Here is a 19,318-nt window from a genome sequence, read left to right on the forward strand (position 1 = left end):
GACTCCGCAGCTTACGCCGGCGATCTGAATTGCTGCTGAATCCGCGCGCCGCTCATCGGCTGGGACCCGCCCAGCCCGCCTTGATCAACCCGGGTTCCGCGCCACCGCGCCTTTCATCACGCCTTCGTAGGCGCGCACCTGCACCGAGCGGCCGGGCCGGCGCGCCGCGAGCTGCATCGCGAGGTGGTCGGCGATGCATTCGACGGTGGTGTCGGCATCCAGCACGTCGCAACGCGCCGCCGGCAGTTCGATCGCGAACGCGCCTTCGGCCGCGGTGTACTCGTAGCGATGGCGGCCGTTGGCGGCCGACACCAGATCCTCGCGGGTGCCGAGGTAGATATCGGCCCAGCGCGCGGCCTGCTCGGCCTCCAGCGCGGCATCGCGCTGACCATCGACCCGCAGCTCGATCCGCGAACGATGGCCGTGGGCAATGCGCTGGCAATGCCCATCATGCTTTTTCAGGCCGTGCGTGTAGTGGTAGTAGGCGCCATCGATGCGTTCGGTGCGCAGGGTCAGCCCGATCTCGGCGACGTTCGGCGGGACGACTTCCGCCAGCACCGGCTTCAGGAACGCGATGACGGCATCGGCCGTCACGGTCTCGGCATCGAGCAGGCTGATCGCGATCGCCGGCGAGGCGTGGATGATCGGTCCGGCGGCCGGCCCGCGGAATTCCAGCTCGACCCGACCACCGGCTTCGTGCAGCGACAGCCCGGCGTGGCGGCGCGGTACCAGCAGCGTGTGATCGGCGCTGTTGTCGAGCGCTCGCTTCAGCCGTTTCTTGACCTCGCCGAAGTCCAGCACCATCGACTGCGCGTCGAGTTCGCCGGTCAGTTCGATGTCGACGATCCAGCTTTCGCCGACCACCCCGCGAACCGCGTCGAGATAGGCGCAGTCGATGACGGTCAGTTGCTCGACGAACAGGCTGGACAAACGGGAAGCCGCGCGAAACATGGCGTGTGGCGTGTGGGAAAAGCGATGCACAGTGTAGCGCCGCAGGACCGGCCGGCTCGAAGATGCGCTGTCGGCCGCATCGGCCGCGCTGCCGGAGGCCTCGATCATGTCGCGCATCATCGCTGCGTCGCTAGCCGTCCTGACCACCCTGCCGGGCCTCGCCGCCGCCGAGGTGCTGTCGGCGTCCGATACCGCCTTCGTCGCCCGCAATCGCGCGACGATCGACGCTCCGCCGGCCAAGGTCTGGGCGCAGCTCGTGCAACCCGCGCGCTGGTGGAGCCCGGCGCACAGCTGGTCCGGGGATGCCGCGAACTTCTCGCTCGATCTGCGCGGCGGTGGCTGCTTCTGCGAACGCCTGCCGAACGGCGGCGGGGTCGAACATCAGCGCGTCGTGCAGGTGATGCCGGAGCGCCTGCTGCGCCTGTCCGGCGGCCTCGGCCCGCTGCAAGCGGAGGCGCTGGCCGCCGTGATGAGCTGGGACCTGAAGGCCGACGGCGAGCGCACCGTGCTGACCCAGACCTACAAGGTCGGCGGGACTGCCGATGGCGGCCTGAAGGGCTGGGCGGCGCCCGTCGACGGCGTGATCCGCGAGCAGTTCGAACGGCTGCAGCGGCTGATCGAGACCGGCTCGCCGGAGCTGCCCAAGCCGCCGCCATCGACGACACCGTAGCGATCCGTCCGGGCGGAATCCGTCCGGCGACCTTGCCGAACGGTGGCGTTGCGACGCGGCAGTTTAGAATCGCGACCTTTCCAGCATCCGCCGCGCTCGCCATGTCCGTCACTACCCGCTTCGCTCCCAGCCCGACCGGTTTCCTGCACATCGGCGGGGCCCGCACGGCGCTGTTCTCGTATCTGTACGCGCGGCGCTTCAACGGCAGGTTCCTGCTGCGGATCGAGGACACCGACCGCGAGCGCTCGACCCAGGAAGCGGTCGACGCGATCTTCGAAGGCATGGCCTGGCTCGGCCTGAATGGCGACAACGCCGAACCGATCTACCAGACCCAGCGCTTCGATCGCTACCGGGAAGTGATCGCGCAGATGCTCGAAGCCGGCACCGCCTACCACTGCTACGCCAGCAAGGAAGAGCTCGACGCATTGCGCGCCGAGCAGATGGCGAACAAGCAGAAGCCGCGCTACGACGGTCGCTGGCGGCCCGAAGCCGGCAAGGTGCTGCCGGCGCCACCGGCGGGCGTCAACCCGGTCGTGCGCTTCAGGAACCCGGTCGAAGGCGAAGTGGTGCTGAACGATCTGATCAAGGGCACGATCACGTTCGCCAGCGATGAGCTCGACGATCTGATCATCGCCCGCGCCGACGGCACGCCGACCTACAACTTCTGCGTCGTCGTCGACGACATGGACATGGGCGTGACCCACGTCATCCGCGGCGATGACCACGTCAACAACACGCCGCGCCAGATCAACATCCTGCGCGCGCTCGGTGCCACGCCGCCAGCCTACGCGCATGTCTCGATGATCCTCGGCGGCGACGGCGCCAAGCTGTCGAAACGCCACGGCGCGCTCGGCGTCATGGAATACCGCAGCATGGGTTTCCTGCCGGAAGCACTGCTGAACTACCTCGTGCGCCTCGGCTGGAGCCACGGCGATCAGGAACTGTTCACGCGCGAGGAGATGATCGCCAAGTTCGACTTCGATCATGTTTCGGCGAGCCCGGCGCGCTTCGACATGGAAAAGGCCTGGTGGGTCAACCACCAGTACCTGAAGTCGGTCGATCCGCACGTGGTGGTGCCGGAATTCCAGTGGCATCTGGAAAGGATCGGCGTCGACATCAGCCAGGGCCCGAGCCTGATCCCGATCATCGAGCAGCAGCGCGAGCGCTGCCGTTCGCTGGTGGAGATGGCCGAGAAGTCGAAGTTCTTCTTCGCCGAGCTCGACGGCTACAACGAGAAGGACGCGGCCAAGCACTTCAACCCGGCAGCCCTCGCGCTGCTCGACGAACTGCGCGCGCAGCTCGAAGCGCTGCCCGACTGGACCACCGAAGCGCTGCATGCGGCCGTCAACGGCTTCGCCGAAGCCAAGGGTCTGGGCCTCGGCAAGATCGCGCAGCCGATCCGTGTCGCGGTCTGCGGCATGGCGGTATCGCCACCGATCGACGCCACGCTGTTTCTCGTGGGACGTGAGCGAACGCTTGCGCGGCTGGCAGCCGCCGTCGCCCGCCTGTAATCGCAAGCCCTACGAAGCTGCACCACGAACAACGGAACACCAACACCATGTCGATTCAAATCACTTTTCCGGACGGCAACATCAAGTCGTTCGAGACGCCGCCCACCGGCCTCGCCATCGCCACCGGCATCTCGCCCGGCCTCGCCAAGAAGGCGGTGGTGGTCAAGGTCAACGGCGAACTGTGGGACCTGACGCGGCCGATCGATCGCGATGCCGCGTTCGAGATCGTCACCCGCGACAAGCCCGAGGCGCTGGAAGTCATCCGCCACGACGCTGCGCACGTGCTGGCGCAGGCGGTGCAGGAACTGTTTCCGGGCACGCAGATCACGTTCGGGCCGTCGACCGAATACGGCTTCTATTACGACTTCGCGCGCGACGTGCCGTTCACCGATGCCGATCTGGCAACGATCGAGCAGCGCATGCGCAACATCGTCAAGCGCGATCTGCCGATCGTGCGCGAAGTCTGGTCGCATGAAGACGCGGTCAAGCATTTCGAGAAGGCCGGCGAAAGCTTCAAGGCCGAATGGATTCGAGACGGCATCAAGGCCGACGAAGAACTGACCATCTACAAGCAGGGCGATGCCTGGCTCGACATGTGCCTGGGCCCGCATCTGCCGTCGACCGGCAAGGTCGGCACCGCGTTCAAGCTGACCAAGGTCAGTGGCGCCTACTGGCGTGGTGATGCCAACAACGCGCAGTTGCAGCGCATCTACGGTCTGGCCTTCGCCAACGATGCCGATCTGGACGCGCACCTGAAGATGGTCGAGGAGGCCGAGAAGCGCGATCACCGCAAGCTCGGCAAGCAGCTCGATTTCTTCCATCAGCAGGAAGAAGCGCCGGGCATGGTGTTCTGGCACCCGAAGGGCTGGGCGATCTGGCAGGCGGTCGAGCAGTACGTCCGCAAGGTCTACAAGAAGAGCGGCTACCAGGAAGTGAAGGGGCCGCAGATCATGGACGTGAGCCTCTGGAAGAAGAGCGGTCACTGGGACAACTACCAGGACAACATGTTCTTCACCGAGAGCGAGAAGCGCACCTACGCGGTCAAGCCGATGAATTGCCCGGGCCACGTGCAGATCTACAACGCCGGCCTGCACAGCTACCGTGACCTGCCGATCCGCTACGCCGAGTTCGGCGGCTGCCATCGCAACGAGCCGTCCGGTGCACTGCACGGGATCATGCGCGTGCGCGCGTTCACGCAGGACGATGGCCACATCTTCTGCATGGAAAGCCAGATCGAATCGGAAGTCACCGCGTTCCATTCGCAGGCGATGCAGGTTTATTCCGACTTCGGCTTCACCAATGTCGACGTCAAGCTGGCGCTGCGCCCAGACAAGCGTCTCGGTGACGACGCCACCTGGGATCGCGCCGAGGACGCCCTGCGCGCGGCATTGCGCGCTGCCGGTGTCGCGACCTGGACCGAGCTGCCGGGCGAAGGCGCGTTCTACGGCCCGAAGATCGAATACCACCTGAAGGACTCGATCGGCCGCGCCTGGCAGGTCGGCACGATGCAGGTCGACTTCATGATGCCGGAGCGTCTGGACGCGAACTACATCGACGAGCACTCGCAGCGGCAGCGGCCGGTGATGCTGCATCGTGCGATCGTGGGGTCGATGGAGCGCTTCATCGGCATCCTGATCGAGCATCACGCCGGTGCCATGCCGTACTGGCTGGCCCCGGTGCAGGCGGTGGTCACGCCGATCGTCTCCGATGCCGACGGCTACGCCAGCGAAGTGGCCGCGGCGCTGTCGGAACTGAACGTGCGCGTGCAGACCGACCTCCGCAACGAGAAGATCAACTACAAGATCCGCGAGCACAGCCTGCAGAAGGTACCGGTGATCCTCGTCGTCGGCCGCAAGGAAGCCGAGGAGCGCACCGTCACGATTCGCCGCCTCGGCTCGGAGCGTCAGGAAACGCTGTCGCTGGCGGAAGCGCTGGACCAGCTGAAGCCGGCCTGAAGCCTGCTGGACCGTGGCCGAAGGCATTTCGGCCACGTTCTTGCTAAAACGGATGCATGAGGCTGCCGACCGCCGGGCTGATCCCCGGCGGTTTTGCGTTCAGCCACCCGACTCTGGAGCGAATCTGGTCATGCGAAACCTGTCTTGTCCCGCCCCGTCGACGGTGTCGATCTCACGCCGCATGGCGGTCGTTGCAACGGCGTTCGCAGCGGTCGTGCTTGCTGGCTGCGCCAGCCTGCCGAGCCTGCCGTTTGCGTCTGCCCCGAAGCCGCCGATCGCGAAGCAGGTGCCGTACACGGTGACCTCGCCGAACGGCGACCGGGTCGATCCGTACTACTGGCTGCGCGACGACACCCGGCAGTCGAACGACGTGCTGGACTATCTGAAGGCCGAAAACGCCTATCGCGATGCCGTGATGGCTCACACCGCGCCGCTGCAGCAGAAGCTGTACGACGAGATGGTGGCGCGGCAGAAGCCGGACGACGCCACGGTGCCGGTCTGGGACAACGGCTACTGGTATTGCAGCCGCTTCGAGCCCGGGAAGGAGCATGCGATTCAGGCCCGCCGCCAGGGACAGCGCGACGCGCCCGAGGAAGTCCTGATCGACGGCAACGCGCGCGCGATCGGCGCCTCGTTCTATTCGCTGGGTGGGCTCGATGTCAGCCCGGATGGCCAGAAGCTGGCGTTCACCGAAGATCTGGTGGGCCGGCGCCAGTACGTGATCAAGGTGAAGGATCTGGCGACCGGCGAACTGCTGCCGGACGTCATCGAGAACGCCGAGCCCGATGTGCTGTGGGCGGCCGATGGCAAGACCTTGCTGTACATCGAGAAGGACCCGGTCACGCTGCTGTCGACGCGGGTCAAGCGTCACCGCCTCGGCACCCTGTCGGTCAGCGATGTCGTCGTCCATGACGAGAAGGACACCAGCTACTACCTGAGCCTGAGCCGCGCCAGCTCCGGCAAGATGCTGTTCATCAACTTGACCAGCACGCTCCAGAGCGAGGTCCGCTACGCCTACAGCAGCGACGCCCGACTCGCCTTCAAGCCGGTGCTGCCGCGCGAGGCCGGGCACTTGTACAAGGCCGATCACGATGGCCGCGACTTCATCGTGCTGAGCAACTGGAAGGCGCAGAACTTCCGCGTGCTCCGCGCGCCGGTGAAGACCAGCAGCCGCAAGGGAACCTGGAAGGAAGTGCTGCCGGCACGCCGCGATGTGCTGATCGACGGCTTCGAGATCCATCAGGACGCGCTGGCGCTGAACGAGCGTGCCGATGGCCTGCTGAAGCTGCGCGTGCATCCGTGGAAGGCCGGCACCTCATTGAAGCAGGACGTCGTCATCGCGGCCGACGAACCGGCGTACACGATGGATCTCGTCGAGACGCCCGGCATCACCGGCCCCGGTGGGGCGCAGAAGCTGCGCTACCGCTACAGCTCCCTGATCACCCCGGCGACGACCTACGACTACGACCTGAAGACCGGCCAGCGCGAACTGCTGAAGCGCACCGAGGTGCTTGGCGGCTTCGACAGCGCGAACTACCAGACCGAGTTCCGCATGGCGACCGCTCGCGACGGCACGAAGGTGCCGGTCTCGCTGGCCTATCGCCGCGGCACGCCGCTCGACGGCACGGCGCCGCTGTACCAGTACGGCTACGGCTCGTACGGCTTCTCGAGCGATCCACGTTTCCACAGTGACTGGCTGAGCCTGCTCGACCGCGGCTTCGTCGTCGCCATCGCCCATGTCCGCGGCGGCCAGGAACTGGGCCGCGCGTGGTACGAGCACGGCAAGCTGCTGGAGAAGAAGAACAGCTTCACCGACTTCATCGACGTCACGGCGTTCCTGACCCTGGAAAAGATCGCGGCAGCCGACAAGGTCTTCGCCGAAGGCCGCAGTGCCGGCGGGCTGCTGATGGGTGCTGTGCTGAATCTGGCTCCGGAGCGCTATCGCGGCGTGGTTGCCGGCGTGCCATTCGTCGATGTCGTGACCACGATGCTCGACGAGTCCATTCCGCTGACGACGAACGAATTCGACGAATGGGGCAATCCGAAACAGAAGGCCTACTACGACTACATGCTGTCGTACTCGCCATACGACAACATCCGCCCGCAGGCCTACCCGGCGATCTACGTCCATACCGGCCTGTGGGACAGTCAGGTCCAGTACTACGAGCCGGCGAAGTGGGTGGCCAAGCTGCGCGCGATGAAAACGGATCAGCACCCGCTGATCTTCAGCATCGATCTCGCCGCCGGCCATGGCGGCAAGGCCGGGCGCTACGAGCGCCACCACGAAACCGCGCGCAGCTACGCGTTCATCCTCGACCAGATCGGAATCACGCAATGACCAGTTCGACCGTGCTCCGTGCCCTCGGCCTGCTGCTGGCCGCCGCAACGGCGACCGCGCAGGCCGCTCCGCCGGCCACCTATCAGGGCGACTGGGAGCAAGGCAGCCTGCTGATCGGCCACACCACGCCCGGCGCCAAGGTGCGGCTGGATGGCCGCGTGCTGCGGGTCTCGCCGGAAGGCCTGTTCCTGATCGGGCTTGATCGCGACGCCAAGCCCGTGGCGTCGGTCACGATCACTGTGCCCGGCGGCACCGACACGGTGGAGACGCACGATGTCGCCAAGCGCGAGTGGGACGTGCAGCCGCTGACCGGCATCGCGCCGAAATACGTCGATCCACCGGCCAAGGTGCTGGCGCGGATCAAGGCGGAGCAGGCGCAGATCAACGAGGTGCGCAAGCGCGACACCGCGATCACCGATTTCGCGACGCCGTTCGCGTGGCCGGCGCTCGGGCGCATCAGCGGCATCTTCGGCAGCCAGCGCATCCTGAACGGCACGCCGAAATCGCCGCATTACGGTGTCGATGTCGCCGTACCCACCGGTACGCCGATCACTGCGCCATCCGGCGGCATCGTCGCGCTGGCGGAGCCGGATTTCTACTACACCGGCGGCACCGTGATCATTGATCACGGCCACGGCCTGCAATCGATCCTCGTGCATCTGTCGAAGGTCAACGTGAAAGTCGGCCAGCGCGTGGAGCAAGGCGAGCCCGTGGCGCTGAGCGGCGCCACCGGCCGCGTCACCGGCCCGCACCTGCACTGGGGTCTGTACTGGTTCGGCGAGCGGGTGGACGCCCAGAAGTTCACCGGGCCGATGCCGGCGAAGACGGCGGCTGCGCCTTGATCGGGCGCTGAACCCCGATCAGCCGTTCGCGGCGCGCGCGGCGGCCAGATCGGCTTCCAGCGCCGCGATTCGGGCTTCCAGCGGCCCGACGACCTGCCGCAGTTGGGCATCGGTGTAGCGCGGCGTGATGTGCTGGTTGCAGTTCCAGTCGAAGGCTTCGACCGTGATCAGCGCCACGCGCTCCATCGCCGCACGGTACGGGTACGGCCGCAGCAGGTCGACCAGCTTCGGATCGGCCTCGGCGATGTCCACCAGCTTGATCCGGCCGAGGATCTTGAGCCGCTGGCGGCTCGGATAATCGACGAGAAACAGCGCCACACGGTCATTGCCGGCGACATTGCCAGCGGAGATGTACTGGCGATTGCCACGGAAATCGGCATAGGCCAGGGTCTTCGGATTCAGCGGCTTCAGAAAGCCCGGCGGCCCGCCGCGATGCTGCACGTAAGGCCAGCCGGTTTCGCCGACGCTGGCTTGATAGAAGTGATCGCGATGGGCGATGAACGCCGCTTCCACCTGCGTCAGCTGCGCATTCGGGCCGAAATCGGACTGGTAGCGCTCGTTGTCATGCAGGGCGCCGTAGTTGTCCTGCACGGCCTTCACGGCGGGCGTGAAGGCGAGTTCTGCGTAGCGGTGCGGCATCGGGTCGTTCCGTCGGTGATGACTGCGGCTTGTCACGGCGCAGTCACTGAAGCTCAATATCGTGACCGGCATTGTTCTTCATTTCCCGTTCCGATTTCGACACCGGCAGGTTTTCCATGCAGTTCGATTCCCATTCCGGCCGCTGGCGCCGTTCCGCTCCGATGCTGCAGCAGACGCTCGATCGTCGCCGCTTCCTGCGCGACAGCTTTCTGGGCCTCGGCCTCGTCGCCATCGGCGGCTCGCTGAGCGGCTGCAGTGGCGGTGGCGGCCCGCTGGCCAGCACTGCACCCGCGCTCAGCGGCACGCTCGGCAATCTGTCTCCGACGCCGGACGCCAACGGCCTGCTGCTGCCGCCGGGCTTCACGGCGCGGGTCATCGGGCAAGCCGGGCAAGTCGTGCCCGGAACCAACTTCCGCTGGCATACCGATCCCGATGCCGGGGCCGTGTTCGCGCGCCCGGGTGGCGGCTGGGTCTACACCTCGAACCGCGAGTTCCTGCCGGGCGGGGTCGATGCCATCGAATTCGACGCCAGCGGCCAGATCAGCCGTGCCTACAACATTCTCCCCGGTGCCCAGAGCCGCCTGAACTGCGGCGGCGGCGTCACGCCGTGGAACACCTGGCTGAGCGGCGAGGAATACGATCTCGGCGTGATCTGGGAATGCGATCCGTTCGGGGTCGATGCGCCGCGCCGACTGCCGGCGCTCGGCACCTTCTCGCATGAAGCGGCCACCGTCGATGCCACCAGCAACATCGTCTACCTGACCGAGGACCAGCCGGACGGCCGCTTCTACCGCTTCGTGCCGACCACGCCGAACATCGGCGGCCGCGCCGATCTCACCGCCGGACGGCTGCAGGCGCTGCGCATCCTTGCCGACCCGGCCACGGTCAACGCCGAAGGCCGCGGCGGCCGCTGGGCGGTCGAATGGCTCGACATCGCCAACCCGAACCCGGTGCTCGGCGGCGTGCTGTTCGGCACCCCGACGCGCCTGCAGGCACCTGACAGCTTCGCCTTCGATGGCGGCGAAGGCGTCTGGTACCAGCGCGGCATCGTCTACTTTGCGACCAAGGGCGACCGCCGCGTCTGGGCGCTGGATGTCGCTGCGCAGCGCATCGAAGTGATCTACGACGACGCCGGCTTTTCCGCGCCGGTGCTGAGCAGCGTCGACAACATCGTGCTGACGCCGCGCGGCGACATCGTCGTCTCCGAAGACCAGGCCGCCGATGCGCAGGTCGTCGCCATTCGCCCGGACGGCCGCATCCAGCCGCTGGTGCAGCTCGGGCCCGCACACGCCGGCTCCGAGGTCACCGGCCCGGCATTCTCGCCGGACGGCCGCTTCTTCTATTTCAGTTCCCAGCGCGGCACCAGCGGCCGTACCGGGGTCGACGGCATCACCTACGCCGTCGAGGGGCCGTGGTTGGCGAGCTAGTGCAGTCGCGGCCGCACCCGTTGGGGGGGCTTGTCTATGCAGCCGGATGACGATCCCGGTCAGCGCACCCGCCAGCAAGGGCCAGCACAACAGGAACGGCAAGGCTCGGATCGGCGACGTGGCGGCAGCCGGCGCAGGCGTCACCGGATCGTCCTCGGGCGGAACGCTTGCAAGCATCTGCGAATCGGCTTCGCGGGAGCTGCGGGGGCGCGTGCCGATGGCGGCAAGACCACCAGCTCCGCCCGGAATGGTTGATCTTCGGGAAGGCGAAGATTCCACGCCAGCCCCACCCGCGCCAGCGCGCACAGGAACCACCAGCCGGGGTCCCATTCGCCGGCCCGCAATCCGAGCTTTGCGGAGCCCGGCCACGCGTGATGATTGTTGTGCCAGCACTCGCCCATCGTCAGCAGCGAGGTCAGGCGGATGTTGCGCCCCTGCACCGCAGCGCCGGAAACCATCACGGGCACGCCGCCGTGGTTGTGCGCGAGGTAGCCGATCAGCCAGTGTCCGAACACGCCGGCCGTGACCCGTGCACAGACACCCCAGAACACGAAACCCCAGCCGCCCCAGGCGAACAGCAGCAACGCCCACGGCAACTGCTGCGCCATCCAGGTGGCTTGCAGGAATCGGTAGAAGCGGTCGTCGGCGATGGCCTGCTCGATGCGGATATCCGGCGGGTTCGCGAGCTTCAGGTCGCCATGCAACTGCCACCAGGCATCCCGAAACAAGCCGCTGCGATGCGCGAGGAAGTCATGACACAGGGGCCGACGCTGCGCGTAATCGCGCAACTCGTGGCTGCGCAGCAAACCCAGAGGTCCCGCCAGCCCGACCAGCACGCCGCAATAGACCAGCAGGTATTCGAGCCACTGCGGCGAATCGAAACTGCGGTGGATCAGCTTGCGATGCATGCCCACCGAATGGCCCAGCAGCAACACCAGCATCGTCGAGCCGACGAACAGCGCGAACGCAGCCCACGAAAACCACAGCGCGCCACCCACCACGGCCGAGACCGCCATGGCTGAAAACCACAGCGACCGGACCGGTTCCCAGACGACGTGTCCGATCAGAACACTGTCGTTGCCGGTCGATCGAACCCGGTGCTGCGCACAGCGCTCGGCAATCTCCATCGCCACGCCCCTTGTTCCATGGTCTGGGAGCATCACTTCAGCGCATCTCCTTCGTCCTACGATACGGCCGCGCGGCGTCGAACGCCAAAGCGGCACCTGGCCCGAACGCCGGTCGAAGACACCCCCGAATCACGACGCGCAGCACCGCGAACGATGCCGCCGAGCGCCACGCCGCCGCGTCATCGCCGTGGATTGATCGCGACACCGTGTTTCGTGAACACTGCCGACAGCCTTGGCAGCAGCGGAGCATCCGGCGATGGCGGTCAGCGAACACATCCGGCACGTGCAGATCGACGATGTCATCGTGCTGCTCGATATCCGCGCCGGGCGCTATCTGCTGATCGAGGACGTCGCGGCCGAGATGTGGGATGGCATGTGCCGGGACCGGACGCCGGAGCAGATCGTCGACGACATCAGCGCCCGCTATGACGCGGCGCGCGATCAGGTGGCGCAGGACTTCGCGCAGTTCCTCGCGTCATGCCGCGCCAACGGTTACTGGGACGATGCGCCGGCCGCGCCGGCCTTGCCGGTGGTGCCACGCAGCGCAAGCGCGGTTGCAGCCGGCCGCCATTTCCTGACCTTGCGCGCCTGGCTGGCCTTGCTGGCGAGCTGGATGACCCTGAAAACCGGCGGCTTCCATGGCCTGCATGGCGCGGCGCAGCGGCTGGCAGCGATGCCGCGCGGCGCGGGCCAGCCGGATGCGCAACTGCTGCAGCGTGCGGAAGCGGCCTTCCTGCGCGCGGAGAACTTCTTCATCTTGAAGAGCGCGCCGCAGGATTGCCTGCCGCGCTCGATGGCGATGTACCGCTTCCTGCACGGTCTCGGCCTGCCGGTGCGGCATCGGATCGGGGTCGAGCGCTATCCGCTGACGATGCACGCCTGGGTCGAATGCGACGGCGAGCCGGTGCTGAACGATCCGGACGCCGGCCGCATGACCGTGATCGCGACCACCGGCGCATGAGCCGCTTCGCGGGCCGGGTGGCGCGCACGCCGCAGGCGGCGCTGACGGCGCAGCCGGCCCCGCTGCTGCGCGATGGACTGCAGGTGCTGCTGCGCGGCTTCATCGGCAACCGGCAGACGCTGCTGCGCGAAGGCCGCGCCCTGGGGCTGATCGGCGAGCACGAGGACGACGCCGCGCTGTGTGCCGTCGCGTACCGGCGCTGGGGAGCCGACCTGAATGCCCACGTGCTGGGCGAGTACGCCGTGGCGCTGTTCGATCCAGCCGCGCAGACCTTGCTGCTGACCCGCGACGGCCTCGGCCTGCAGCCGCTGTTCTACAGCGGTGATGGCGAACGCCTCGCGTTCGCCTCGCATCTGGACGCGCTGCTGACGATCGTCGAGCCCGGCGCGCTGGACACGCGCTATCTCGGCGAACATCTGACTTTCGCCCCGCATGCCTTCGACCGCACGCCGTTCGTCAACATCGCGAAACTGATCCCCGGGCACAGCCTGCGCTGGACACCGGGCAGGCTCGAACAGATCCGCTCGTGGCGGCTCAGTCAGGCGCCGGACGTGCCGGATGCCACGGATCGCGAGCACGAAGCACGCTTTCGCGAACTGCTGGCCGAAGGGCTGCGCCAATGCATTCCGGCAACCGGGCGGACCTGGTCGGAGCTGTCCGGCGGGCAGGATTCGTCATCGATCGTCTGCGCGGCGGCCGATGCCGGCATCACCGGGCTCGAAACGCTGTCGTTCGTGTTTCCGCACTGTCAGGAAGCCGACGAAACGCCGTACATCGAGGCCGTGACCGCGCGCACCGGCTATCCCGCGCATCGGCTCGACATCCAGCAGACGCCCCCGTTCGCGCGCGTGCCCACGACCTTCCACGGCGAGCCGAACCTGGTGCTGCCGTACACCGCGTTCATCGAGCGCTACGAAGACCTGATGCGCGAGCATGACGTGCAGGTGATGCTGTCCGGCAATGGCGGCGATCACGTGATGATCGGCGATGGCCTGTTTCCGCTCGATCTGGCCGACCACCTGCAGCGCGGGGATGGCCGCGCGCTGTGGCAGGGCCTCAAGGACTGGCAGGCTCATGCCGAGCACCGGCGCTCGCTGCGCTTCCTGTTCGGTCATTACGCCTGGACGCCGGCTTGGCGCCATTGGCGACGGCAACCGGTGTCGCCGCGCTTCACGATCCCGGTGCCGGAATGGATCGCGCCCGACTTCCTGCGCCGCTTCCGGGCCGCGGCCGCCGACGCGCGATGCGAGCCACCGGACCATGGATCGTCGCCAAGCCGGCAGTACTTCATCGAGCGCGTCCACGATTTCTCGGCGCTGATCAGCCAGAACGCGCATCAGGCCGTGCGCGGATTCGAGTTCCGCTATCCGCTGATGTACCGGCCGCTGGTCGAGTTCCTGTACGCGCTGCCGTGGCGGCAGAAGCTGCGGCCGGACGGCGATCGGCATCTGCAGCGCCGTGCCATGCACGCGCTGCTGCCGGCCGAGGTGCGCGATCGCGTCGACAAGGCCGTGATGACGCGCCCGGTGCTCGAAGGCTTTCGCCGTTCGCCGGCGTGGTTCGATCTGCTGACGCGCCAGCCGCAGCTCATCGAGCACGGGCTGGTCGATGCCGCGCGCTGGCAGGACGCCGTCCGTCGCGCGCGCCTCGGGCAGATCGAAGGTGTTTCGCTGTTCCTGGCTGCGGCAGCACTGGAAGCCTGGCTGCAGGGGCTGTGCGCGCATCGCGCCGATCGGCCAGCGGCAAACCCGGAAGTGGTGGGCATATGAACAATCCCGGCCTTTGACAGCGTTTCCGGCCGGTGCTGCCAAATTCTGCCGGTAGCAGCGTCCGGTTCCGTTGGGTGGTCTCGCGCTGCATGTCGGCATCGTGCAGTTCTTTCGTTTCCAGTCTTCACCCCGCAGAAGGAGATGACATGAAGAAAACGTACAGCGCACCGCGAGTGCACGACCTTGGCTCGGCCGTCGTCCTGACCAAGGGCAGCTACCCGCACACGCCCGAAACCCACGGCACCACCGATCACAAGATCACGCGGGTCCGTACCGCATCGACCGTCCGCAAGGACCACGGCAAGGGCTGAGGCGACAGGCGTTCGGTCAGGCCCGCGCGAACACGGCGGGCCTGACCGTTTCGGCCCGGCCCTCGTGGCCGCGACGTGCAGGAAACGATGTCGGAAGCACCTCACGCTTCATGGCGGCCGACGACTTCGTTCTACCGCCGGACACAGCCGTCGAACGAGCGGACATTCGCGCGCCATCCAAGGCGCGCGCCACATTCACCATGAAAGCCCGTCCGACCGTCGCGACCGACGTCCTGATCAGGCGGCCTTCGGGATCGACGATCTGAAACTCGCCGCAGGCAGGCGGATCGTTGAGCCGACTCGCGAATTCGGCCCGCGATCAGTCGCGAGCGGTCGCCATCGAGATCGACCGGGCCGTCAGTTCGTGCCCGCAGCCGCCGCCACCGGCGCATCGAAACTGCCGACGAAGCCGGGGAACACGACCGGGCTCTCGGCGCCGTCGGTGCTGATGCTGGAGACGCCGAAGAACCAGTTGTCGATGACGATGTTGGCGAGCTTCGTGGACGTGGCGTCGGCGCCGACGCGGCGCGAGTGCTGCCATTGCGGGGCGGTGGTGTCGCGCCACCAGACGCGATAGCCGGCGGCACCGGTGACGGGTTTCCACTTGACCACGGTGTCGGGCGTCACCGCCCCTTCGATCTCGACACCACTCGGCGGCGCCGGTGCGGCGGCCATCGAGGCCATCGTGATCGCGTTCAGACGGGTGACCTGCGCCAGATAGTCGAAATCGACGCCGTCGATGGTGTCGCCGAACGTCACGCCGTTTTCGGTGCGCAGATCCTGATGCTGGCGGTGGTAGTGCTCGTGCGGTTCGGACACGCGCACCGCCGGGTAGCCGGCTTCGAGCAGCGGCACCTGATCGCCGCCGCGGGCGTAGCGATCGGTGCGGTAGATCATCTGCACCCTGAAGTTGCTGAGGTTTTCGTCGGCCAGACGCGCCATGTAGCGCGCGATGTTGCGCGATGGCGAATCGACTTCGCCGCCGTTGTAGCCGCGCTGCCTGGCCTGCTCCGGCGTTTCGGTGCGACGCGTGCCTTCGCTAAGCACGCGGACTGTGGTGGTGTCGGTGACGCCATCCTGTCCGGTGGAATTGCCGACGATGTCGTTGTTCAGATCGGCCACCACCTGCCAGCCCTGCGCCTTGGCGTAGTCGGCGAGGATCTTGCCGCCGAGCAGTCCCTGCTCCTCGCCGGACAGCGCGGCGTAGACCAGGGTTGCGCCGAAGCGATGCTTCGACAGCACGCGCGCCGCTTCGATGGCGGCGGCAACGCCGGAGGCATCGTCGTTGGCACCGGGCGCGTCGCTCTTGAAGTTCATCACCTCGCTGACCCGGGAATCGAGATGGCCGGCAATGATCACGACCCGGTTCGGCTCGCGGCTGCCGCGCTGGATCGCCAGCACGTTGACCACTTCGGTCGGCGTCGGCACGCGCTTGCCGGTGACGACATCGGACGGCGTGACGATGTCCAGACAGCCGCCGCAGGCCTGGCCGATGCGGCCGAACTCCGCCGCGACCCAGCGCCGTGCAGCGCCGATGCCGCGCTTGTCGGACCGGGTCTCGGACAAGGTGTGGCGAGTGCCGAAGCTGACCAGCTTCTCGATCGTCGCCCGCAGCGCGGCGGGGCTCACGGCATCGGCAATGGCCGGCAATGCGGCGGGTATGGGCGACAGCGCGGCCTCGGCTGGCGGCGGCTCGGCAGCCCGGGCGACGACGGGCAGAATCAGGGCAACGGCAGCGGTTGCGACAGCGGTCGAAACGGGGTTCATCGGCGAATGCCTGCGGGGAAAGGACGATGCGCGAGCTTATCGCCCGATTCGCGGCTCCGGCGATGAAACTGCGCGGCTTTTCGCGAAAAGACGGGCAGCGGCCAGCGCCGGGCAAAAAAAACCGGCTCGTCTTGCGACGAACCGGCAACCTTCCAACCCCTGGGTGAACTGGTGACCGGCGATGACTGCATCGGCCGGCATCGTCGGCAAGCGCAATGGCGGCTCGCCGGTGACTGATTCGGTTACGGGCGACCGCTGGAAACGGATGCCGAGGCTGCTCATGCAGCGCAGCGATGGTCGATCCGGGCCGGATTCTTCGATATGTCCGTCAATCCCCGATTTATGCCATTTCGTTCAGCCGGCCGAGGCCGGCCAGACAGGCTGCGCGACGCCGGGAACCGCTGCGCACGCCGCCGTCGGCGCGATGCACGGCCGCGCTGCCGCGACGAACGCCCGTGTCGCGCCGCCTTCGCCGCTTGGGAGGCGTTCGCGCGGGTGCTATCCTTTTCACCGGGTTTCGACGGCAAGTCCTTCTATGCAAAACAGAATTCTGGCCCTCGGGCTGCTGCTGGCAGGTGTCGCGGCTTGGCCGGCCCGCGCTGACGAACTGTCGATCCCGACGGCAACGGCGGACCGCGAGCAGGCCGCACCCGCGGTCGTGCTGCCGACGCGCGGCGCGACGCAGGCGGCCGTGGTCAAGACTTACGGACAGCCGACGAAGCGTTATCCGGCCGTCGGCGGCGCATCGCCGGTGCAGCCGCCGATCACGCGCTGGGACTATCCGGGCTTCTCGGTGTTCTTCGAGAACGCGCATGTCGTCGATGCCGTGGTGCCCGGTCGGCCAGCGCAGATTTTCCACGCCGACCAGCTGAAGACCACGGCGAACTGACGCCGTCGCCCGAGCGCCGTCCGGTTGCGGTTGCGCAGCCGGCGCGCCGCCGTTCATGCTTTCATCATTCGCGGCCCGCAGGCTCTGCCCGCTGCCGCGCGACTCTTTCACCCCGATCCTTCCTTCGATGACCTTTGCCCAGACCCTGCCGCCCGAGTGGGCGCCGCAAGCCGCGATCATGCTGACCTGGCCGCGTCGCGACGGTGACTTCGCGCGCCATTTCCCGGCCGTGGAGCGCAATTTCATCGCGATCGCACAGGCCATCACCCGCTTCCAGAACCTTCACGTGAACGTCGCGGAACAGGGCGATGCCTTGCAGGCGCAGCTGATCGCCGCCGGCGTCCCGCGCGAGCGCCTGATCGTCCATGAAGTGCCGAACGATGATGTCTGGGCGCGTGACCACGGGCCGATCACGGTCCGGCGCGGCAATGGCTTCGTCCATCTGGACTTCACGTTCAATGGCTGGGGCAACAAGTTCTCGGCGGCGCGCGACAACGCGCTGACCCGGAAACTCGAGCAGTACGGCGCCTGGCAGTCGCCTGTCGAGACGATCGATTTCGTGCTCGAGGGCGGCGCGCTGGAAGTCGACGGCCACGGCACCCTGCTGACCACCGAGCGCTGCCTGCTGGCACCCACGCGCAACCCGCACTTGAACCGCGAGCAGATCGAGGACGTGCTGAAAGCGCAGCTCGGGCTGAACCGCGTGCTGTGGCTGAAGCATGGCGATCTGATCGGCGACGACACCGACGGCCACATCGACACCATCGCCCGCTACTGCGATCCGACGACGATCGCCTATCAGGCCTGCGAAGACCCGTCCGACGCGCACTACGAAGACCTGGCGGCGATGGAGGCGGAACTGCGGGCGCTGCGCGACTGGCAGGGCCGTCCGTACAAGCTGGTCGGCCTGCCGCTGCCGGCGCCGATCGTCGACGCCGACGATGGCCGTCGCCTGCCCGCCGGCTATGCCAATTTCCTGATCATGAATGGCGCCGTGCTGGTGCCGATCTACGGCCAGCCGCTCGACGAGGAAGCGCTGCGCCGCCTGCGTCCGCTGTTCCCGGATCGCGAAGTGATCGGCATCGACTGCAACGCGCTGATCCAGCAATACGGCGGCCTGCACTGCATCACGATGCAGCTGCCGGCCGGCGCCTGAGGAGATCGACGATGACTGCGAAAACCCTGCGCGTGGGGCTGGTCCAGCAAGCCTGCTCGAACGACCGTGCGGTCAGCATCGCCGCCAGCGAGGCCGGCGTGCGCGACGCGGCGGCGCGCGGCGCGAAACTGGTGATGCTGCAGGAGCTGCATACCTCGCTGTACTTCTGCCAGCACGAGTCGACCGATCTGTTCGATCTGGCCGAGCCGATTCCCGGGCCGTCGACCGAGTGGCTGGGCCGGCTGGCCAAGGAACTGGACATCGTGCTCGTCGGCAGCCTGTTCGAACGCCGTGCGCCGGGGCTGTATCACAACACCGCCGTGGTGATGGATCGCGACGGCACGATGGTCGGCAAGTACCGGAAGATGCATATCCCGGACGATCCCGGCTACTACGAGAAGTTCTACTTCACGCCGGGCGACCTCGGCTTCACGCCGATCGCGACCAGTGTCGGCAAGCTCGGCCTGCTGGTCTGCTGGGACCAGTGGTATCCGGAGGCCGCGCGGCTGATGGCGTTGGCCGGGGCCGATCTGCTGCTGTACCCGACGGCGATCGGCAACAATCCGGAAGACCCCGAGGACGAGCGCGAACGCCAGCGCGAGGCCTGGGTGACGATCCAGCGCGCGCATGCCGTGGCCAACGGGCTGCCGGTGCTGGTTGCGAACCGCATCGGCCACGAGCCGGACCCGACCGGCCAGACGCCGGGCCAGCGCTTCTGGGGCACCAGCTTCGTCGCCGGGCCGCGGGGCGAGTTTCTCGCGCGCGCATCGACCGATCAGCCGGAAGTGCTCGTGGTCGACATCGACCTCGCCCGCTCCGAGAACGTGCGCCGCTGGTGGCCATTCCTCAGGGACCGCCGGATCGAGGCCTACGGCGATCTGGTCAAGCGCTTCCGCGATTGACCGCGAACGCGGAGCCACGCGGATGACGTTTGTCATCCGCGTTTGCTGACGCCGGAAACTGCTGCCGGACCGCGCGCGGCGCGAGCATTTCCCCATCGCACCC

The 19,318-nt window shown here is 67.3% G+C and carries 16 protein-coding genes; 12 read left to right on the forward strand and 4 right to left on the reverse strand.

Translation table 11 applies throughout. The annotated features are described in order from the left end of the window. Positions 1-84 precede the first annotated feature (84 nt). On the reverse strand, positions 85-951 hold the full coding sequence (locus tag QZ951_RS01640) for a 6-carboxytetrahydropterin synthase (RefSeq protein ID WP_292997860.1): 867 nt from the start codon (positions 949-951) through the stop codon (positions 85-87). A 106-nt stretch (positions 952-1,057) separates the two neighbouring features. Between QZ951_RS01640 and QZ951_RS01645 the strand changes: the two genes are divergently transcribed. The 5 genes from QZ951_RS01645 to QZ951_RS01665 all read left to right on the forward strand — a co-directional run bounded on the left by QZ951_RS01645 (position 1,058) and on the right by QZ951_RS01665 (position 8,267). Then, positions 1,058-1,621, forward strand: coding sequence for an SRPBCC domain-containing protein (locus QZ951_RS01645; protein WP_292997862.1), 564 nt, complete (start codon positions 1,058-1,060; stop codon positions 1,619-1,621). A gap of 101 nt (positions 1,622-1,722) precedes the next feature. Beyond that, complete coding sequence (gene gltX / locus QZ951_RS01650; RefSeq protein WP_292997864.1) at positions 1,723-3,132, forward strand: glutamate--tRNA ligase; 1,410 nt, start codon at positions 1,723-1,725, stop codon at positions 3,130-3,132. 47 nt (positions 3,133-3,179) lie between these two features. Continuing rightward, a complete protein-coding gene (thrS, locus tag QZ951_RS01655) occupies positions 3,180-5,087 on the forward strand; it encodes a threonine--tRNA ligase (RefSeq protein ID WP_292997866.1) in 1,908 nt (635 codons plus the stop codon). A gap of 181 nt (positions 5,088-5,268) precedes the next feature. Beyond that, positions 5,269-7,425: a S9 family peptidase gene (locus QZ951_RS01660; protein WP_292997868.1), complete on the forward strand. Its 2,157-nt coding sequence runs from the start codon at positions 5,269-5,271 to the stop codon at positions 7,423-7,425. After that, positions 7,422-8,267 carry a M23 family metallopeptidase gene (locus tag QZ951_RS01665; protein WP_292997870.1) on the forward strand — a complete coding sequence of 282 codons (846 nt, stop codon included), beginning with the start codon at positions 7,422-7,424 and terminating at the stop codon, positions 8,265-8,267. The genes QZ951_RS01660 and QZ951_RS01665 overlap by 4 nt, the downstream gene beginning before the upstream one ends. Positions 8,268-8,285: 18 nt before the next feature. Here QZ951_RS01665 and QZ951_RS01670 read toward each other — a convergent pair whose 3' ends face one another. Further along, positions 8,286-8,906: a pyridoxamine 5'-phosphate oxidase family protein gene (locus tag QZ951_RS01670; RefSeq protein WP_292997872.1), complete on the reverse strand. Its 621-nt coding sequence runs from the start codon at positions 8,904-8,906 to the stop codon at positions 8,286-8,288. 116 nt (positions 8,907-9,022) lie between these two features. On the opposite strand from QZ951_RS01670, the gene QZ951_RS01675 reads away from it, so the two are divergent. Beyond that, the gene (locus tag QZ951_RS01675; RefSeq protein ID WP_292997874.1) at positions 9,023-10,333 is read left to right on the forward strand and encodes an alkaline phosphatase PhoX; all 1,311 of its coding nucleotides are present in this window, start codon (positions 9,023-9,025) and stop codon (positions 10,331-10,333) included. A gap of 140 nt (positions 10,334-10,473) precedes the next feature. Here QZ951_RS01675 and QZ951_RS01680 read toward each other — a convergent pair whose 3' ends face one another. After that, on the reverse strand, positions 10,474-11,349 hold the full coding sequence (locus tag QZ951_RS01680; RefSeq protein WP_292997876.1) for an acyl-CoA desaturase: 876 nt from the start codon (positions 11,347-11,349) through the stop codon (positions 10,474-10,476). Positions 11,350-11,716: 367 nt separating this feature from the next. Here QZ951_RS01680 and QZ951_RS01685 point away from each other — a divergent pair, with 367 nt between their 5' ends. The 3 genes from QZ951_RS01685 (at position 11,717) to QZ951_RS01695 (ending at position 14,501) form a co-directional block, all read left to right on the forward strand. After that, complete coding sequence (locus QZ951_RS01685) at positions 11,717-12,421, forward strand: lasso peptide biosynthesis B2 protein (RefSeq protein ID WP_292997878.1); 705 nt, start codon at positions 11,717-11,719, stop codon at positions 12,419-12,421. Beyond that, a complete protein-coding gene (locus tag QZ951_RS01690) occupies positions 12,418-14,190 on the forward strand; it encodes an asparagine synthase-related protein (protein ID WP_292997880.1) in 1,773 nt (590 codons plus the stop codon). The genes QZ951_RS01685 and QZ951_RS01690 overlap by 4 nt, the downstream gene beginning before the upstream one ends. 146 nt (positions 14,191-14,336) lie before the next feature. Then, positions 14,337-14,501: a hypothetical protein gene (locus tag QZ951_RS01695; protein ID WP_292997882.1), complete on the forward strand. Its 165-nt coding sequence runs from the start codon at positions 14,337-14,339 to the stop codon at positions 14,499-14,501. 357 nt (positions 14,502-14,858) lie between these two features. Here the strand turns inward: QZ951_RS01695 and QZ951_RS01700 are convergent, their stop codons facing one another. Further along, the gene (locus tag QZ951_RS01700) at positions 14,859-16,268 is read right to left on the reverse strand and encodes a M28 family peptidase (RefSeq protein WP_292997884.1); all 1,410 of its coding nucleotides are present in this window, start codon (positions 16,266-16,268) and stop codon (positions 14,859-14,861) included. A 181-nt stretch (positions 16,269-16,449) separates the two neighbouring features. Between QZ951_RS01700 and QZ951_RS01705 the strand changes: the two genes are divergently transcribed. The 3 genes from QZ951_RS01705 (at position 16,450) to QZ951_RS01715 (ending at position 19,215) form a co-directional block, all read left to right on the forward strand. Then, positions 16,450-17,157 (forward strand): hypothetical protein, encoded by a 708-nt coding sequence (locus QZ951_RS01705; protein WP_292997886.1) that lies wholly within the window; start codon positions 16,450-16,452, stop codon positions 17,155-17,157. Between the two features lie 127 nt (positions 17,158-17,284). Beyond that, positions 17,285-18,313 (forward strand): agmatine/peptidylarginine deiminase, encoded by a 1,029-nt coding sequence (locus tag QZ951_RS01710; protein ID WP_292997888.1) that lies wholly within the window; start codon positions 17,285-17,287, stop codon positions 18,311-18,313. Between the two features lie 11 nt (positions 18,314-18,324). Then, on the forward strand, positions 18,325-19,215 hold the full coding sequence (locus QZ951_RS01715) for a carbon-nitrogen hydrolase (protein WP_292997890.1): 891 nt from the start codon (positions 18,325-18,327) through the stop codon (positions 19,213-19,215). The last annotated feature ends 103 nt before the right edge of the window (positions 19,216-19,318 follow it).

It is taken from the genome of Nevskia sp. (assembly GCF_021732705.1).
GTDB lineage: Bacteria > Pseudomonadota > Gammaproteobacteria > Nevskiales > Nevskiaceae > Nevskia.

Bases quoted from the DNA above. Each gene is read 5' to 3' on its own strand.
- QZ951_RS01640 (WP_292997860.1), bottom strand. From the start codon at position 951: ATGTTTCGCGCGGCTTCCCGTTTGTCCAGCCTGTTCGTCGAGCAACTG.
- QZ951_RS01645 (WP_292997862.1), top strand. From the start codon at position 1,058: ATGTCGCGCATCATCGCTGCGTCGCTAGCCGTCCTGACCACCCTGCCG.
- gltX (WP_292997864.1), top strand. From the start codon at position 1,723: ATGTCCGTCACTACCCGCTTCGCTCCCAGCCCGACCGGTTTCCTGCAC.
- thrS (WP_292997866.1), top strand. From the start codon at position 3,180: ATGTCGATTCAAATCACTTTTCCGGACGGCAACATCAAGTCGTTCGAG.
- QZ951_RS01660 (WP_292997868.1), top strand. From the start codon at position 5,269: ATGGCGGTCGTTGCAACGGCGTTCGCAGCGGTCGTGCTTGCTGGCTGC.
- QZ951_RS01665 (WP_292997870.1), top strand. From the start codon at position 7,422: ATGACCAGTTCGACCGTGCTCCGTGCCCTCGGCCTGCTGCTGGCCGCC.
- QZ951_RS01670 (WP_292997872.1), bottom strand. From the start codon at position 8,906: ATGCCGCACCGCTACGCAGAACTCGCCTTCACGCCCGCCGTGAAGGCC.
- QZ951_RS01675 (WP_292997874.1), top strand. From the start codon at position 9,023: ATGCAGTTCGATTCCCATTCCGGCCGCTGGCGCCGTTCCGCTCCGATG.
- QZ951_RS01680 (WP_292997876.1), bottom strand. From the start codon at position 11,349: ATGGCGGTCTCGGCCGTGGTGGGTGGCGCGCTGTGGTTTTCGTGGGCT.
- QZ951_RS01685 (WP_292997878.1), top strand. From the start codon at position 11,717: ATGGCGGTCAGCGAACACATCCGGCACGTGCAGATCGACGATGTCATC.
- QZ951_RS01690 (WP_292997880.1), top strand. From the start codon at position 12,418: ATGAGCCGCTTCGCGGGCCGGGTGGCGCGCACGCCGCAGGCGGCGCTG.
- QZ951_RS01695 (WP_292997882.1), top strand. From the start codon at position 14,337: ATGAAGAAAACGTACAGCGCACCGCGAGTGCACGACCTTGGCTCGGCC.
- QZ951_RS01700 (WP_292997884.1), bottom strand. From the start codon at position 16,268: ATGAACCCCGTTTCGACCGCTGTCGCAACCGCTGCCGTTGCCCTGATT.
- QZ951_RS01705 (WP_292997886.1), top strand. From the start codon at position 16,450: ATGACTGCATCGGCCGGCATCGTCGGCAAGCGCAATGGCGGCTCGCCG.
- QZ951_RS01710 (WP_292997888.1), top strand. From the start codon at position 17,285: ATGACCTTTGCCCAGACCCTGCCGCCCGAGTGGGCGCCGCAAGCCGCG.
- QZ951_RS01715 (WP_292997890.1), top strand. From the start codon at position 18,325: ATGACTGCGAAAACCCTGCGCGTGGGGCTGGTCCAGCAAGCCTGCTCG.